Source organism: Nocardioides jiangsuensis (genome assembly GCF_019679455.1).
In the GTDB taxonomy this organism is placed as follows: Bacteria; Actinomycetota; Actinomycetes; order Propionibacteriales; family Nocardioidaceae; genus Nocardioides_C; species Nocardioides_C jiangsuensis.
In genome coordinates this window covers 1,044,838-1,061,166 of record NZ_JAIEZQ010000002.1, presented here as the reverse complement: position 1 = coordinate 1,061,166, position 16,329 = coordinate 1,044,838, and the positions used below count along the sequence as shown (strand labels likewise).

General features: G+C 73.1%; 11 protein-coding genes. 3 read left to right on the top strand and 8 right to left on the bottom strand.

Going from position 1 to position 16,329, the window contains the following annotated elements:
* Positions 1–54: 54 nt before the first annotated feature.
* From K1X13_RS13615 to K1X13_RS13600, 4 genes are all read right to left on the bottom strand, one after another.
* Complete coding sequence (locus tag K1X13_RS13615; protein ID WP_225915209.1) at positions 55–2,124, bottom strand: helix-turn-helix domain-containing protein; 2,070 nt, start codon at positions 2,122–2,124, stop codon at positions 55–57.
* A gap of 5 nt (positions 2,125–2,129) precedes the next feature.
* Entirely contained in the window at positions 2,130–4,712 is a 2,583-nt protein-coding gene (locus K1X13_RS13610) for an FtsK/SpoIIIE family DNA translocase (protein WP_221025563.1), read from the bottom strand.
* A gap of 64 nt (positions 4,713–4,776) precedes the next feature.
* Positions 4,777–5,706: a M56 family metallopeptidase gene (locus tag K1X13_RS13605; protein WP_221025562.1), complete on the bottom strand. Its 930-nt coding sequence runs from the start codon at positions 5,704–5,706 to the stop codon at positions 4,777–4,779.
* A 10-nt stretch (positions 5,707–5,716) separates the two neighbouring features.
* Positions 5,717–6,097, bottom strand: coding sequence for a BlaI/MecI/CopY family transcriptional regulator (locus tag K1X13_RS13600; RefSeq protein ID WP_221025561.1), 381 nt, complete (start codon positions 6,095–6,097; stop codon positions 5,717–5,719).
* A gap of 98 nt (positions 6,098–6,195) precedes the next feature.
* Between K1X13_RS13600 and K1X13_RS13595 the strand changes: the two genes are divergently transcribed.
* The 3 genes from K1X13_RS13595 to cydD are packed head-to-tail and all read left to right on the top strand — an operon-like array spanning position 6,196 to position 12,153.
* Positions 6,196–7,638 carry a cytochrome ubiquinol oxidase subunit I gene (locus K1X13_RS13595; RefSeq protein ID WP_221025560.1) on the top strand — a complete coding sequence of 481 codons (1,443 nt, stop codon included), beginning with the start codon at positions 6,196–6,198 and terminating at the stop codon, positions 7,636–7,638.
* 31 nt (positions 7,639–7,669) lie between these two features.
* A complete protein-coding gene (gene cydB / locus K1X13_RS13590; protein ID WP_221025559.1) occupies positions 7,670–8,692 on the top strand; it encodes a cytochrome d ubiquinol oxidase subunit II in 1,023 nt (340 codons plus the stop codon).
* Positions 8,689–12,153 carry a thiol reductant ABC exporter subunit CydD gene (gene cydD / locus K1X13_RS13585; protein WP_221025558.1) on the top strand — a complete coding sequence of 1,155 codons (3,465 nt, stop codon included), beginning with the start codon at positions 8,689–8,691 and terminating at the stop codon, positions 12,151–12,153. Before cydB ends, cydD begins: the two co-directional genes overlap by 4 nt.
* A 119-nt stretch (positions 12,154–12,272) precedes the next feature.
* Here the strand turns inward: cydD and K1X13_RS13580 are convergent, their stop codons facing one another.
* The 4 genes from K1X13_RS13580 to K1X13_RS13565 all read right to left on the bottom strand — a co-directional run bounded on the left by K1X13_RS13580 (position 12,273) and on the right by K1X13_RS13565 (position 16,316).
* Positions 12,273–13,964 carry a ribonuclease J gene (locus tag K1X13_RS13580; protein ID WP_221025557.1) on the bottom strand — a complete coding sequence of 564 codons (1,692 nt, stop codon included), beginning with the start codon at positions 13,962–13,964 and terminating at the stop codon, positions 12,273–12,275.
* Positions 13,961–14,878: a 4-hydroxy-tetrahydrodipicolinate synthase gene (gene dapA, locus K1X13_RS13575; protein WP_221025556.1), complete on the bottom strand. Its 918-nt coding sequence runs from the start codon at positions 14,876–14,878 to the stop codon at positions 13,961–13,963. Before dapA ends, K1X13_RS13580 begins: the two co-directional genes overlap by 4 nt.
* 101 nt (positions 14,879–14,979) lie before the next feature.
* Entirely contained in the window at positions 14,980–15,525 is a 546-nt protein-coding gene (locus K1X13_RS13570) for a dihydrofolate reductase (RefSeq protein ID WP_221025555.1), read from the bottom strand.
* Positions 15,522–16,316, bottom strand: a complete 795-nt coding sequence (locus tag K1X13_RS13565; RefSeq protein WP_221025554.1) for a thymidylate synthase — start codon at positions 16,314–16,316, stop codon at positions 15,522–15,524. The genes K1X13_RS13570 and K1X13_RS13565 overlap by 4 nt, the downstream gene beginning before the upstream one ends.
* Positions 16,317–16,329: the final 13 nt, after the last annotated feature.

The window sequence follows — 16,329 nt, the reverse complement described above, 5'->3', positions numbered from 1 at the left end:
AACGCCTAACGACTGACCTCTCAACGCCTCACGAGTGACCTCTCAACGAGGAGGTCAGCGGAAGGTGCGGCGGGTGGGGGTGCCGAGCTCGCCGAGGGGGCCCTTGTCCTTGCCGTCCACGATGATCTCCAGCGCCCCGCCGTTCCCGGTCCGCACGTGCACCGGCGGCGTGACGTCGAGCCGCTTGCGCTCCCCGATCACCATCTCGCCGCTGAACACGACCCGACCCTCGCCGTCGCGCACGGTCACCTTCGCGTCCGCCTGCGCCGCCGTGAGCTGCACCGCGATGGGCTCGGCCACCGGTCCCGAGGCGGGCGCGGGCTGCTGCGGCGCCGCGGCGTAGCCGCTGTCCACCCCGGCCGAGCCGTTGAGGACCGGCGCCGGGCTCTGGATGATCTCGGCCGGGTCGCTGGTGAACAGGCGCACCACGCCCCAGACCAGGACCAGGCTCAGCACCACGCCGATCATCAGACCCCAGTTGGGGCCACCGACGGTCGAGCGCATGCTGCCGGTCATCCCGGTGGCCAGCTCGGCCTCGAAGACGCGGCGGGCGTTGATCGGCGCGGTGGCGTACCGCTCCTCGAACTTCTCCAGCAGCGGCGCCGGGTCCTTGCCCAGCACCCGGGCCAGCGTGCGCAGGTGGCCGCGGGCGTAGAAGTCCCCGCCGCACGGCGCGAAGTCGTCGACCTCGATGGACTCGATCACGTGCGGCCGGATCCGGGTGCGGTCGGCGAGCTCGTCGACCGACAGGCCCAGCCTGGTCCGCGCCGCGGTGATCTCGGGGCCCACGACCGGGTCGTAGGCCGGCTCGGTGACGAAGTCGTCGATGACCAGCGGCTCGACGGGGTCGCCCAGCGTGGAGATCGGGCGGACCCGGTCGTTGCTGCGCTCGAAGACCAGGTCCACGCTGCCGGGGCGGCGCAGCTCGCGCGCCTCGGGTAGGCCGCGACCCGCGTCGGCCTCCTCGAGCGCCTCGAACAGCGCGGCGTTGCCGAGCGTGGCCGGGGCGTCGCGGGTGATCTCGGCGCGCTGGCCGGGCCGGGTCTCACGCAGCGGGAGCGCGGAGGCGGCGGTCAGTGTGGGCGCGCCGGCGGGCGGCGTCTGCCCGGGCGCGTCCGCGTCGTCGGCGGTGTCGGCGGTGTCGGCGGCGTCCTGGTCGGACCGGTCCGCGTCGACGTCGTGCCCGCGGCCCTTGGCGACTCGCGACACGATCGTGCCGATGCCGCCGAGGATGCTGCGCAGCTGGGGACGGGCGGCCGGCTCCCGCTCCGCACCGTCGTCGGCGGTGCCGTCGGCCGGGAGCCCGGCGAGGGCCGGCGTGCCGGTCGGTGCCGGGTCGTCGTGCCCGGGGGTGAGCGACGTGGCGGTGCCGGGGGTGGGCTCGGCGGGAGCCTCCTCGACCGGACCGGTCACGATCCGCGCCTCGGTGTCCTGGGGGGCCTTCGCGGCCTTGGGCTGCTTGGGGGCCTTCTCCGGCTTGGGCGCCTTGGCGGGCTTCGGGGCCTTGGCGGGCTTCCCGGGCTCGGTGCTCTCCGGCGCGACCTCGACGACCTCGGCCCGGCCGAGCGCGAGGGCGTCGATCTGGTCGGCGATGCTCTGCCCGCCGGCGGAGACCCGGGTGGTGATGCCCATCGGGACGGCGAGCGCGGCGCCGTACATCTTCTGGTTCGCGGCCGCGTGGCGGCGGCCCCGGCCGTCGAGGCCCTCGAGCGCGCGGCCGAGGCTGCGCGGGGTGAAGACCAGGCGCCCGTCGCGGAACCGGCCGCGGCGCGGGTGCACCGTGACCTGGCCGATCGCGTCCCAGGGCAGGCCGCGCCACTCGTCGCCGAGGCGGATCCGGACGCCGAGGTCGTCGGCGACCAGCAGCGGGGTGCGGGAATCGACCAGCGAGGAGAGGTAGATCGCGGCGATCACCGCCATCACCCCGCACAGCGCCCAGTCGAGCACCGTCATGGTCTGGGAGGCGCGCCACAGGTAGGCGATCGCGACCGCCGACGCGGTGGCGCCGACCAGGGCCGCGACGCCGGCGTGCCGGCGCACCACCACGGGCGTCCCGGCCACCACGGTCCGCTGGCCGTCGGTGTCGGTCACGTCGCCGCGGTTGTCGGCGTTCTCGGTGGGCATCGCGCTCACTGCTCCCCCTGCAAGGTGTCCAGGACTTCGTCGAGGTCGTCGGGTTTGATCAGGACGTCACGGGCCTTCGAGCCCTCGCTCGGGCCGACCACGCCGCGGCTCTCCAGGATGTCCATCAGCCGGCCGGCCTTGGCGAACCCGACGCGGAGCTTGCGCTGCAGCATCGAGGTCGAGCCGAACTGGGTGGAGACCACCAGCTCGATGGCCTGGACCACGAGGTCCATGTCGTCGCCGATGTCGTCGTCGAGGTCGCGCTTGGCCTGGGCGGGTGCGGTGACGTCCTCGCGGTACGTCGGGGTCAGCTGCTCCTTGCAGTGGCTGACCACCTGGTGCACCTCGGCCTCGGTCACCCACGACCCCTGCACACGCACCGGCTTGCCGGCGCCCATCGGCAGGAACAGCCCGTCACCCTGTCCGACCAGCTTCTCCGCGCCCGGCTGGTCGAGGATGACCCGGCTGTCGGCGAGAGAGCTGGTGGCGAACGCGAGCCGCGAGGGCACGTTGGCCTTGATCAGACCGGTGACCACGTCGACCGAGGGCCGCTGGGTGGCCAGGATCAGGTGGATGCCCGCGGCACGCGCGAGCTGGGTGATCCGCACGACCGAGTCCTCCACGTCGCGCGGTGCCACCATCATCAGGTCGGCGAGCTCGTCGACCACGACCAGCAGGTACGGGTACGGCGCCAGGACGCGCTCGCTGCCCGGGGGCACCTGCACCTTCCCGGCCCGGACCGCCTTGTTGAAGTCGTCGACGTGCCGGAAGCCGAACGCGGCGAGGTCGTCGTAGCGCATGTCCATCTCGCGGACGACCCACTGCAGCGCCTCGGCGGCCTTCTTCGGGCTCGTGATGATCGGCGTGATCAGGTGCGGGACGCCCTCGTAGACGTTGAGCTCGACCCGCTTGGGGTCGACCAGGATCATCCGCACCTCGTCGGGCGTGGACCGCATCAGGATCGAGGTGATCATCGAGTTCACGAAGCTCGACTTGCCGGATCCGGTGGCACCCGCGACGAGCAGGTGCGGCATCTTCGCCATGTTCGCGACCACGAAGCCGCCCTCGACGTCCTTGCCGAGCCCGACGATCATCGGGTGGTGGTCGTTGCGGGCGTTGTTCGACCGGAGCACGTCCCCGAGGGAGACGATCTCCTTGTCGGTGTTCGGGATCTCGATGCCGATCGCGGACTTGCCGGGGATCGGGGACAGGATCCGCACGTCGGCCGAGGCGACCGCGTAGGCGATGTTCTTGCCGAGCGCGGTGACCTTCTCCACCTTCACCGCGGGGCCGAGCTCGACCTCGTAGCGGGTGACCGTCGGGCCGCGGGTGTAGCCGGTGACCTGCGCGTCGATGTCGAACTGCTCGAGCACCTCGGTGAGCCGGTTGACCACCTCGTCGGAGGCCTTGGAGCGCGCCTTGTGCGGGCTTCCCGGCTTGAGCACCTCGTTGCCGGGCAGCGTGTAGGTGATGTCACCCGACAGCGCGAGCTGCTCGACCCGGGCGGGGAGCGGCGTGTGCGGCGGGGGCTCGAGGTCGCCCTTCTCCCCCGCTGCCGCGGGGGCGCCGGCGTCGGGGGTGGCGTCGGCGTCGACGTCGGGCGCACCGCCCTTCTTCCTCCCCCGGCGGCCGATCTCGCGACCTTCGAGGACCGGGCTGTCGTAGGGCTTGTCGCCGCTGTCCTCGTCGACCTCGTCGCCCTGCATCGAGCCGACGCGGCGACGGGGGCGGCTGCGCTTGAGCGGCTGCGTCTCCTCCGCGTCGGGCATGGCCTCCTCCGCCGTCGTACGGCCGAGGGCCCGGTCGCGGGCGGCGGCGAGCCGGGTGGGGATCTGGTACACCGGCGTGCCGGTGATGACGAGGACGCCGAAGACGGCGAGCAGCACGAGCAGCGGGACCACGACCAGCGTGCTGCGCAGCAGGTCCATCAGCAGCGAGGAGATCACGAAGCCGAGCGCGCCGCCGGCCTGCTGGAGGTCGGCGGTGTCGCCGAGCCGGGGCTCGGGCATGCCGTTGGCGATGTGCACGAGGCCGAGCACGCCGAACATCAGCGAGGACCAGCCGATCACCTGGCGGCCGGCGGGGCCGTTGCTGTCGGGGTTGCGCAGGTTGCGCCAGGCGATGAAGACGAGCAGCAGCGGGACGAACCAGGCGAGCAGCCCGACCGAGCCGGCGACCACGGTGCGGGTCAGGTCGCCGATGCGACCCGGCAGCTGCCACCAGACCGCGGCGGCGGTGACCACGGCGAGGCCGATGAGGAACAGGCCGGCCCCGTCGCGGCGGTGCTCGGGCTCGAGCTCACGCGCGGTGTGGCCGATCTTGCGGACGGTCGCACCGAGCACGTGCGCGATGCCGACCCACGTCGAGACCACGCCCCGTCCCAGGGCAGCAAACAGCGTTGCGATAGGTCCAGGCCCGTTGCGGACCGCCCGGGGCGCCGGCCGCTTCGACTTGCTCGAGGTGCGGCTCGACGACGAGGACTTCCGTCGGGTCTGGCTACCGGACGACCGGGGTCGGGAAGTTCCAGCACTGCTCTTGGCCTTGCTGGTGCTTCGCGACGCCGGTGGGGAAGACGTACGGGTCGCCATGGTGACGAGAGTAGGCGAAGGTCTCACCAGTCTCATGCGTTACACGCCGGGCGCCGGCCGGCAATCACCCCGCGGCGACCCCCGGCAACCACGTGAGCCCGGCCAGCCAGGGCAGCGCGACGAACGCTGTGGGCAACACCACGGTGGCCGCGGCCGCGGCGTACACGGCGACGGCGAGCAGCCGGTGCGGCCGGTCGTCCTCGAGCAGCCGGATCCGCTCGACCAGCCTCGCTCCCCCGGCGGCCAGCGCGGCCTCCGGCGCCCGGCTGTCGGCGAGCGCGACCAGGGCCCGGGCGACCGGCAGCCGGCCGTGGGTACGACGGGCGGCGCGGTCGGCGAGCACCTCCACCAGCAGCCGCACCTCACGCAGCGCCGTGGCGCTCGACACGAACCGCGGGAAGGCGGTGTGGAGCACGGTGAACGCCTCGAGGAGCAGGTCGTGCCGGGCCCGCAGGTGGGCCCGCTCGTGCGCCAGCACCGCGCCGACCTCCTCGGGGGCGAGCCGGTCGAAGGTGCCCGCGGAGACCACCACCCGGGACCGGGCCAGCCCCGGAAGGCAGTAGGCCAGCGGCGCCTGCGCGGCGAGGACCCGCACCCCGGCCTCGGCGGTCCGGCCGGCCGGCACCGAGGCGCGCTCCGGCGCCTCGTGCTCCCGCGTCGCGAGCAGGTCGACCAGGTCGCGGTGCCTCCGGCGGACGGCGCGGATGCGCGTGCCGACCCGGTGCCCGCTGAGCAGCATCCGGCCGAGCACCACGGCGGTGAGCAGCAGCGCGAGGAGCGCGACGCCGTACCCGGTCCAGCCCTCGCGAGTGCCGCGGTCGGTGACCAGGGACAGGCCGGCGCCGAGCGCGGAGAGCACCGCGGCCAGGGACACCGACTGCCACAGCGTCACCGCGGCGCGCGGCACTCGGCGCAGCAGCGGGGTCCGACCGAGCAGCGCGGGGACCGGCCCGGACAGCAGCACCGCGAGCGCGGAGAGGAACAGGGTGGTCACGACTGGCGGGTCAGCCGCTCTCGAGCGCGGCGAGCGCCTCGCGCAGGGCGGCCCGCTCCTCCGGGGAGGCCTCCCCGACGAACGCGACCAGCGCGCCGCGGCGGTCACGCTCGGAGAACTCCTCGAGCGCGCCGCGCATCAGGTCCGCGGTCATCGCGCCGCGGGAGGCGGCGGCCTGGTAGCGGTAGGCGCGCCCGTCCCGCTGCTGGCGGACCAGGGACTTCTTCGACAGCCGGTCCATCACCGTCATCACCGTGGTGTAGGCGATGTCGCGGCTGCGGGCGAGCCGCTCGTGGACCTCGCGCACCGTGAGCCAGCCGTCGTCGTCGACCGACCACAGCTCGTCCATCACCGCGCGCTCGAGCTCACCCATCCGGGACGTAAGTGCCACGGGCATGAGTCTAACGGCCCTGTCCGGTTCCTTACTACACGTCGTAGTATCTACTACACTTTGTAGTACCTACGCGCCCTACGAGGGAGGACCCGCCCGTGGATGTCGTCGACATCGCCCGGTGGCAGTTCGGGATCATCACCGTCTACCACTTCCTGTTCGTCCCCATCACGATCGGGATGTCGGCGATCATCGCCGGTTTCGAGACGATGTGGGTGCGCACGAACAACCCCGCCTACCTGCGGCTGACGAAGTTCTTCGGCAAGCTCTTCCTGATCAACTTCGCGATCGGCGTGGTCACCGGGATCGTGCAGGAGTTCCAGTTCGGGATGAACTGGAGCGACTACTCGCGATTCGTCGGCGACATCTTCGGCGCCCCGCTCGCGATCGAGGGGCTGCTCGCCTTCTTCCTCGAGTCGACCTTCCTCGGCCTGTGGATCTTCGGCTGGGACAAGCTCCCCCGCGGCCTGCACGCGGCGTGCATCTGGCTGGTCCACCTCGGGACCCTGCTCTCGTCGTACTTCATCCTCGCCGCCAACTCCTGGATGCAGAACCCGGTCGGCTACGAGTTCAACCCCGACACCGGCCGCGCGGAGCTCACCGACTTCTGGGCGGTGATGTTCAACAAGGTGCAGATGGTGTCCTTCCCGCACACCGTGACCGCCTGCTACCTGACCGGCGGCGCGTTCGTCGCCGGGGTCGCGTTCTGGCTGATGGTCCGCCGCTCGACCCCGGACGCCGACCGCCCGATGTACCGCACCGCGGTCCGGATCGGGGCGGTGGTGGCGCTGGTCGGCGGCCTGGGCGTGGCCGTGACCGGCGACTTCCAGGGCAAGGTGATGACCGACGTGCAGCCGATGAAGATGGCCGCGGCGGAGGCGCTCTACGAGACCGAGCAGCCGGCCGCGTTCTCGATCTTCACCATCGGCTCGCTCGACGGGTCCGAGGAGGTCTTCTCGATCAAGGTCCCGCGCCTGCTGTCCTTCCTGGCCGAGAACGACTTCGACTCCAAGGTGGTCGGGATCGACGAGCTGCGCGAGGAGTACCGGGCGACGTACGGCCAGGACCCGGGCGCGAAGTACTACTCCCCCGGTGACTACACCCCGGTCATCCCGGTCACCTACTGGACCTTCCGGCTGATGATCGGCCTCGGCGTCGTCGCGGCGGCCGGTGCCGCGGCGCTGCTGTGGGTCAGCCGGCGCGGTCGGCTTCCCCGGGGCAAGGCGTGGGTGTGGCTCGCGATCGCGATGCCGCTGCTGCCGGTCGCCGCGAACTCGTTCGGCTGGATCTTCACCGAGATGGGCCGCCAGCCCTGGGTGGTGTTCGGGCTGATGACCACCTCGAGCGCGGTCTCCCCCGGCGTCAGCGTCGGCGAGGCGCTCACCTCGGTCATCACGCTGACCCTGCTCTACGCCGTGCTCGCGGTGATCGAGGTCGGACTGATGCTCAAGTACGTCCGCCAGGGCGCGGAGCCGTTCGTCGAGCCGCCGAACCCCAAGCTCGGCGAGCACTCCGACGAGCCGCTCACCTTCGCCTACTGACCCGCGACCTGACGAGAAGAAGGAACTCCCCATGGAACTGACCACCGTCTGGTTCAGCCTGATCGCGGTGCTCTGGATCGGCTACTTCTGCCTCGAGGGCTTCGACTTCGGCGTCGGCATGCTGCTGCCGGTGCTGTCGCGCTCCGAGACCGAGCGCCGGGTCGTGATCAACACGATCGGCCCGGTGTGGGACGGCAACGAGGTGTGGGTGCTCGTCGCCGGCGGCGCCACCTTCGCCGCCTTCCCCGAGTGGTACGCCACCCTGTTCAGCGGCTTCTACCTGCCGCTGCTGCTGATCCTGGTCGCGCTGATCGTGCGCGGCCTGGCCTTCGAGTACCGCGCCAAGCGGGACGACGACACCTGGCGGGCCCGCTGGGACAAGGCGATCGTGATCGGCTCGCTGGTGCCCGCCGTGCTGTGGGGCGTGGCGTTCGCGAACATCGTGCGCGGCGTGCCCATCGACGCCGACAAGGAGTACGTCGGCACCACGCTGACCCTGCTCAACCCCTACGCGCTGCTCGGCGGGGTCACCACGCTGCTGCTCTTCCTCACCCACGGTGCGCTGTTCCTCGCGCTGAAGACCGACGGGGAGATCCGGCACCGGGCCAGGTCGCTGGGCCTGCTCCTCGGGCTCGCCGCCGCCGTGGCCGCGGTGGTGTTCCTGACCTGGACCCAGGCGATCACCGGGGACCTGACCTCCTCGGCGCTGTTCGTGGCCGCCGCCCTCGCCCTGCTCGGGGGGCTGTTCGCCGCGTGGCGGGCCCGGGAGGGCTGGGCGTTCCTCGGCACCTTCGCGGCGATCGCGCTCGCGGTGGCCGGCCTGTTCGTGGCGCTCTTCCCCGACGTCATGCCGACCACGCTCGAGGGCGGCCTGTCGCTGACCACGACGAACGCGGCCGCCACGTCGTACACGCTGACGATCATGACCTGGGTGGCGGTGCTGTTCACCCCGATCGTGCTGATGTACCAGGGCTGGACCTACTGGGTGTTCCGCAAGCGGATCGCGGTGCACCACATCCCCACCCCGCAGCTGGCGGCCGAGCCGACCCGATGAGGCCCCTCGACCCGCGGCTGCTGCCGCACCTCACGCCGGCCAGGCTCCCCCTGGCCGGCGTGGTGGCGGGCGGCGTCGTCTCGGGCGCGCTCCTGGTCGGACAGGCGTTCGCCGTGGCCGGCCTGGTCACCGCCCTGTTCGCCGGCGCCGGCACCGGCCGCTGGTCGGCTGCGGTGGACGCGGCGCTGCTGCTCGCCGCGGTGACCGCGGGCCGGGCGGTCACCTCGTGGCTGGTCGACGCCGCCGCGGCCTCGGCGTCGGCGCGGGTCACCTCCACCCTGCGACGGCGGCTGCTGGACGCCGCCGTCACGCTCGGCCCGTCCGGCCGCGCCGGCCGCCGGGACGGTGAGGTGGCCCTGCTCGCCACCCGCGGCGTCGCGGCGGTCGACCCGTACCTCACCCGCTACCTGCCCACCCTGGTGGTCGCCGCGGTGCTGCCTCCGCTGACCGTGCTGGCGATCGCGACCCAGGACCTGCTCAGCGCGGGCATCGTGCTGGTCACCCTGCCGCTGGTGCCGGTGTTCGCGGTCCTGGTCGGGCTCGCCACCCGCGACCGCGCCGACCGGCAGTGGCGCGCGCTCGCCTCGCTGTCCGGTCACTTCGTGGACGTGATGCGCGGCCTGCCCACGCTCGTCGCCTACCGCCGGGCCCGCGCGCAGTCGGCATCCATCCGGTCGGTCACCGACCGCTACCGGCGGGCGACGAACGAGACGCTCAAGCTGGCCTTCGCCTCCTCCGCGGTGCTCGAGCTGGTCGCGACCCTGTCGGTGGCGCTGGTCGCCGTCACCGTCGGCCTGCGGCTCTCGGGCGGCTCGCTGGACCTCGGTACGGCGCTGGTGGTGCTGCTGCTCGCGCCCGAGGCGTACTGGCCTCTACGCAGGGTGGGAGCGGAGTTCCACGCCGCAGCCGAGGGCACCGCCACCTTCGAGGCCGCCGACGCGGTCCTGTCGGGCGCACCCGAGCCCGCGGACGCCGCCCCCGGGGCAGCCCCCGCTCCCCGGCGGGAGCTGCACCTGGAGAGGGTCACCGCGGGCTATCCCGGCCGGGTCGAGCCGGTGCTCGACCGGCTGGACGCGGTCGTCCCCTCCCGGGGGCTCACCGCGGTGGTCGGTCCCTCGGGGTCCGGCAAGTCGACGCTCCTGGCCGTGCTCACCGGGCAGCTGCCGCTCTCCGCCGGCCGCCTCCTCGTCGACGGCGTGCCCCTGGACCCCGAGCGGGCGGACTGGCGCTCGCAGGTCGCCTGGGTCCCCCAGCGTCCCTGGGTGGCCGCCGCCCCGGTCCGCGACAACGTGCTGCTCGGTCGTCCCGGCGCCACCGACGCCGAGGTCTGGGCGGCCCTGGAGCGGGTCGCGCTCGGCGAGGTCGTCGCCGCGCTGCCCGGCGGGCTCGACGAGGTGCTGGGCGAGGACGGCGCCGGGCTGTCGGCCGGCGAGCGCGCGCGGCTGGTGCTGGCCCGGGCCGTCCTGGCGCAGCGGCCGCTGGTGCTGCTCGACGAGCCCACCGCCCACCTCGACCCGCTGACCGAGTCGGTGATCGCGGACACGATCCGCGACCTCGCGCGCGACAGCGCGGTCGTCGTGGTCGCCCACCGCGACAGCCTGGTGCGGATGGCCGACCACGTGGTCGAGATCCCCCTCCTGGCCGCCGCCTCCCCCGCTCGGGCGGCCACCGAGCCACTCCCCCAGGTGCTGACCGAGGCCTCCGCCACGGCGCCCGCCGCGCCGGACGCGGCCGCCGCCCCGCCCGCGTCCGCCGTGCCTCCGGCGGCCTCCGGGCCGCTCGCCCGGCCCCGGGTGCGGCTGGCTCTCGGCGCGCTGCTGGGGTCGCTCGCGGCCGCGTCGGGCGTGGCGCTGACCGCGACGGCCGGCTGGCTGATCGCCCGCGCCGCCGAGCACCCGCCGGTGCTCATGCTCATGGTCGCGATCGTCGGGGTACGCACCTTCGGCCTGGCCCGGCCGGTGCTGCGCTACGCCGAGCGGCTGGTCACCCACGACGTCGCGCTGCGCCTGCTCGCCGACCGGCGTGCCGCGGTCTACGACCTGCTCGTGCCGCTGGTGCCGGGCCGGCTCGGCCGGCAGCGCGGGGACGTCCTCGCCTCGGTGGTCGACGACGTCGACTCGCTCGTGGACCGGTACCTGCGGGTGCGCGGCCCGCTCACCACCTTCGCCGTGGTCACCGTGCTGAGCACCGGGTTCGCCGCCTGGGTGCTGCCCTCCGCCGGCCTGGTCACCGCGGCCACCCTGCTCGTCGGCGGCAGCCTGGCGTACGGCGTCAGCCGGGTCGGCGTGGCCCGCGCCGAGCGGTCCTTCGTCGCGCAGCGCGCCGCGCTGTCCGCGCAGGTCGTGCACCTGCTCCAGGGCGCGCAGGACCTGGTCCTGTGGCAGGCCACCGGACGTGAGCTGGACCGGGTCGACGAGTTGGGCGGCGCCGTCGCGACCGCGGCGACCCGCTCCGCCCGTGCGGTGGCCACCGGACGCGCCCTCGCGGTCCTGGTCACCGGGCTGGGCGTGCTCGCCGTGGCCCGCGTCGGCGCCGCCCCCCTGGCCTCGGGCGAGCTGTCCGCCCCCATGCTGGCACTGCTCGTGCTCCTCCCCCTCGCGCTGCTCGAGGTGGTCAGCCCGCTCGCCGACGTCGGGGCGCTCGCGGTGCGGGTCAGCGCCGCCGACCGGCGGCTCACCGCGCTGGCGCGGACCGCTCCGGCCGTCGCGGACCCGACCGCGCCCGGCCCGCAGTCCCGGGACGGGGCCGTGCCGGAGGTCCGGTTGGAGCGGGTGTCGGCCGGGTGGGGTGAGACGCCGGTGCTGCGCGACCTCGACCTCGACCTCGCACCGGGGTCGCGCGTCGCGGTGGTCGGCCCGAGCGGCTCCGGCAAGTCGACGCTGGCCGCACTGCTGCTGCGCTTCCTCGACCCCGCCTCGGGGCGGATGACGATCGGCGGTGTCCCGGCGACGTCACTGCTGCTCGACGACGTACGACGCACCACCGGCCTGGTCGACGACGACCCGCACGTGTTCTCGTCGACCCTGTTCGAGAACGTCCGGCTCGCGCGGCCCGACGCGTCGCGGGCGGAGGTCGCAGCCGCGCTGCGGGCGGTCCGGCTCGGGGACTGGCTCGACGGGCTCCCGGACGGGCTCGACACCCTGCTCGGCGACGGCCACGCGCACGTCTCCGGCGGGGAGCGCGCCCGGATCGGGATGGCCCGCGCCGTCCTCGCGGACCTGCCGGTGCTCGTGCTCGACGAGCCCACCGCCCACCTCGACTCGGCCACCGCCGAGGACGTCGCCGCCGACCTGCTCGACGCCGGCCGCGGCCGCTCGGTGGTCTGGGTCACCCACGGCACCGCCGGCCTGGACCGGGTCGACACCGTGCTGGACCTCGGCCGCCGGGCCGCGCAGCCCGCACCCCCCGCGCACGCACCCGACCGCGCGGGCGTGGCTCGCGCGGAGCATGTCGTGGGGTAGCCGCCGGGCGTACCGTCGGGAGCAGAGGTCCGGACGTCGGGAGGCGACGATGACCACCACCACCCGGGACTGGCGCAGGTTTCTGACCGTCCGGACCGCCCGCCGTCGCGCGCCCGGGCTCAGGCCTCGAGCACGACCGGGATGATCATCGGGCGGCGGCGGTGCTTGTTGCTCACCCAGCGCCCGACGACCCGGCGGATCGTCTGCTGCAGCTGGTAGGTGTCGTCGACCCCCTCGGCCACCGCGCGGTCGAGCGCCTCCGTCAACGAGGGCACGATCTCGTCGAAGGCGGCGTCGTTCTCGAGGAAGCCGCGGGCGTGGATCTCCGGGCCGCTGGACACCTTGCCGGTCACCGTGTCGACGACCACGACGACCGAGATGAAGCCCTCCTCGCCGAGGATCCGGCGGTCCTTGAGCGAGGACTCGGTGATGTCGCCGACCGACGACCCGTCCACGAAGACGTACCCGCAGTCGACCTTGCCGGCGATCTTGGCCTTGCCGTCGACGAGGTCGACGACGACGCCGTCCTCGGCGATCACGACCTGGTCGGCGGGGACCCCGGTCTGCCGGGCCAGCTCGGCGTTGGCCAGCATGTGCCGGATCTCGCCGTGCACCGGGAGCACGTTGCTCGGCCGGACGATGTTGTAGCAGTAGAGCAGCTCACCGGCCGACGCGTGGCCCGAGACGTGCACGAGCGCGTTGCCCTTGTGCACGACGTTCGCGCCCCAGCGGGACAGCCCGTTGATCACCCGGTAGACCGCGTTCTCGTTGCCGGGGATCAGCGAGGAGGCGAGCACGACGGTGTCGCCCTGCTCGATGTGCACGAAGTTGTGGTTGCGCTGCGCGATCCGCGACAGGGCCGAGAGCGGCTCGCCCTGCGACCCGGTCGAGATGAGCACGATCTTCTCCGGCGGGTAGCCGGCCAGCTCCTTGGCGTCGACCAGGGTGTCCGGCGGCACGTTGAGGTAGCCGAGCTCGCGGGCGACGCCCATGTTGCGCACCATCGAGCGGCCGACGTAGGCGACCTTCCGGCCGTGCGCCACGGCGGCGTCCATCACCTGCTGCACGCGGTGCACGTGCGAGGCGAAGCAGGCCACGATGATCCGCTGGTTGCTCTGGTGGAAGACCCGGTCGAGGACCGGGGAGATGTCCTTCTCGGCGGTGGTGAAGCCGGGCACCTCGGCGTTGGTGGAGTCGACCATGAACAGGTCCACGCCCTCCTCGCCGAGCCGGGCGAAGGCGCGCAGGTCGGTGATCCGCCCGTCGAGCGGGACCTGGTCCATCTTGAAGTCGCCGGTGTGCAGCACCAGACCGGCGCCGGTGCGGATCGCGACCGCCAGCGCGTCGGGGATGGAGTGGTTGACCGCGACGAACTCGAGGTCGAAGGGGCCGAAGGAGATCCGGTCGCCCTCCTTGACCTGGTGGTGCACGGTCTCCCTGAGCCGGTGCTCGCGCAGCTTGCTGGTGAGCAGGGCCAGGGTCAGCTGGGAGCCCACGAGCGGGATGTCGCCGCGCTCGCGCAGCAGGTACGGCGTCGCGCCGATGTGGTCCTCGTGGCCGTGCGTGAGCACCAGCGCCTCGACGTCGTCGAGCCTGTCCCGGATCGGGTCGAAGTCGGGGAGGATCAGGTCGACGCCCGGGTGGTGCTCCTCGGGGAACAGCACGCCGCAGTCGACGATCAGCAGCCGCCCGTCGTACTCGAAGACGGTCATGTTCCGTCCGACCTCACCGAGCCCTCCGAGGGGGATGATCCTCAGGCCGTTCTCGGGGAGCGGTCCGGGGGCGGAGAGCTCGGGATGGGGATGGCTCATGCGCGGGTTTCCTCCAGTAGTCCTGCGGCCGCCAGCTCGGCGCGCAGGTGTGCGACCAGCGCGTCGTCTGCGGGCACGAGCGGCAGGCGCACGTTGCGGTTGGGGATCACGCCGAGCAGCTCCATGGCGGCCTTGGCCATCATGGCGCCCGGCGCCTTGTTCATGATCGCGTCCACGACGGGGACGAGGCGGCGGTAGACGTCGAGGGCACCGGCGAGGTCACCGGCCTCCACGGCGCGGACCATCGCGGCGTACTGGTCGCCGGCGACGTGGCCGACCACCGAGACGATGCCCGAGCCGCCGTGGGTCAGCCAGGCGAGGTTGAGCACGTCGTCGCCGGAGTAGAACGCCAGGCCGGTCTCCTGCATGATCCGCACGCCGCGGTACAGGTCGCCGACGGCGTCCTTCACCGCGACGATCCGCTCGTGCCGGGCGACGCGGCGGTAGGTGTCCTCGGAGATCTGCAGCCCGGTGCGGCCGGGGATGTCGTAGAGCATGACCGGGAGCGCGCTGGCGTCGGCCACGGCCTCGAAGTGCGCGGCCAGGCCCTCCTGGGTGGGCTTGTTGTAGTACGGCGTCACGAGCAGCGCGCCGTGCGCCCCGATCTTGAAGGCCTGCTCGGCGAGCTCGACAGAGTGCGCGGTGTTGTTCGTGCCGACCCCGGCGACGACCTTGACCCGGTCCCCCACCGCGTCGACGACGGCGCGGAGGATCCGGCCGTCCTCCTCGGTGCTGGTGGTCGGCGATTCGCCGGTGGTGCCCGAGACCACGACGCCGTCGTGCCCGTGGTCGGCCAGGTGGGTCGCGACCCGGGCGGTGGCCTCGAGGTCGACCGACCCGTCCGCGGCGAACGGGGTGACCATGGCGGTGAGGACCCGCCCGAACGGAGCGGGCGCCAGAGAGTCCGAAGTCATGGCCTCAGGTTATCGGTTGTCGGTCGGGCCGGCGGAGCAGGGAGGCGCGGGACGGGCGCGGCGCGGTCTATCCCCTGCACCCGGGTGGGCGACCGGCCCCGCTAGGAGCCGGTGCGCTCGAGCCAGACGAACTCGTACCCGTCGTGCGGCTCCCGGCGGGTCTCGGTCCAGTCGGACCGGTCGAACTCCGGGTAGCGGGTGTCCCCCTCCGGGGCCTGGTGCACCTCGGTGAGCACCTGGACGTCGGCGAGGTGCATCGCGGCGGCGTAGATCTGCGCGCCGCCGATCACCATCACGTCGCCGTCGAAGTCCTGGGCCATCGAGACCGCGTCCTCGACGGTCCCGGCCACGAAGACCCCGTCGGCGCTCCAGCCGTCCTGCCGGGTGACCACGATGTTGGTCCGGTACGGCAGCGGGTGGCCGATGCTCTCGTAGGTGACCCGGCCCATCACCACCGTGTTGCCCTTGGTGGTCGCGCGGAAGTGCTTGAGGTCCTCCGGCAGGCTCCACGGGATGTCGCCGCCGAGGCCGATCACGCCGTTGTCCGCGACGGCGGCGACCATGACGACCCGCTTGCCCGTCGTACGGCGGCGCTCCTCCGCGTCGGGAGCGGCACCGGTCACGGGGTCGGTCCGGGGCGTCGTCATACCGCGATCGGCGCCTTGATGCCGGGGTGAGGGTCGTAGCCCTCGACCGCGATGTGCTCGAGGTCGAACGCGTCGAGCTCGGTCACCGAGGGGTCCAGGCGCAGCGTGGGCAGCGGCCTCGGGTCGCGGGTCAGCTGGAGCCGGGCCTGGTCGAGGTGGTTGAGGTAGAGGTGCGCGTCTCCGAGCGTGTGCACGAAGTCGCCGACGGCGAGGCCGGTGACCTGGGCGACCATGTGGGTGAGCAGGGCGTACGACGCGATGTTGAACGGCACGCCGAGGAAGACGTCGGCGGAGCGCTGGTAGAGCTGGCAGCTGAGCCGGCCCTCGGCGACGTAGAACTGGAACATGGTGTGGCAGGGCGCGAGCGCCATGTCCGGGATGTCCGCCACGTTCCAGGCGGAGACGATGTGGCGGCGGGAGTCGGGGTCGCGGCGGATCGCCTCGACCACCTCGGCGAGCTGGTCGACGTGCCGGCCGTCGGGCGTGGGCCAGGAGCGCCACTGGTAGCCGTAGATCGGGCCGAGGTCGCCGTTCTCGTCGGCCCACTCGTCCCAGATCGTGACGCCGCGGTCCTGGAGCCACTTCACGTTGGTGTCGCCGCGGAGGAACCACAGCAGCTCGGCGAAGACCGACCGGGTGTGCACCTTCTTGGTGGTCACCAGCGGGAACCCCGCGCTCAGGTCGAAGCGCAGCTGGTGGCCGAAGACCGACAGGGTGCCGGTGCCGGTGCGGTCGCCCTTCTCGGCGCCGTCGTCGAGGATCCGCTGGAGGAGGTCGAGGTACTGCTGCACCCGGCAAACCTAA

Bases quoted from the DNA above. Each gene is read 5' to 3' on its own strand.
- K1X13_RS13615 (WP_225915209.1), bottom strand. From the start codon at position 2,124: ATGCCCACCGAGAACGCCGACAACCGCGGCGACGTGACCGACACCGAC.
- K1X13_RS13610 (WP_221025563.1), bottom strand. From the start codon at position 4,712: ATGGCGACCCGTACGTCTTCCCCACCGGCGTCGCGAAGCACCAGCAAG.
- cydB (WP_221025559.1), top strand. From the start codon at position 7,670: ATGGAACTGACCACCGTCTGGTTCAGCCTGATCGCGGTGCTCTGGATC.
- cydD (WP_221025558.1), top strand. From the start codon at position 8,689: ATGAGGCCCCTCGACCCGCGGCTGCTGCCGCACCTCACGCCGGCCAGG.
- K1X13_RS13580 (WP_221025557.1), bottom strand. From the start codon at position 13,964: ATGAGCCATCCCCATCCCGAGCTCTCCGCCCCCGGACCGCTCCCCGAG.
- dapA (WP_221025556.1), bottom strand. From the start codon at position 14,878: ATGACTTCGGACTCTCTGGCGCCCGCTCCGTTCGGGCGGGTCCTCACC.
- K1X13_RS13570 (WP_221025555.1), bottom strand. From the start codon at position 15,525: ATGACGACGCCCCGGACCGACCCCGTGACCGGTGCCGCTCCCGACGCG.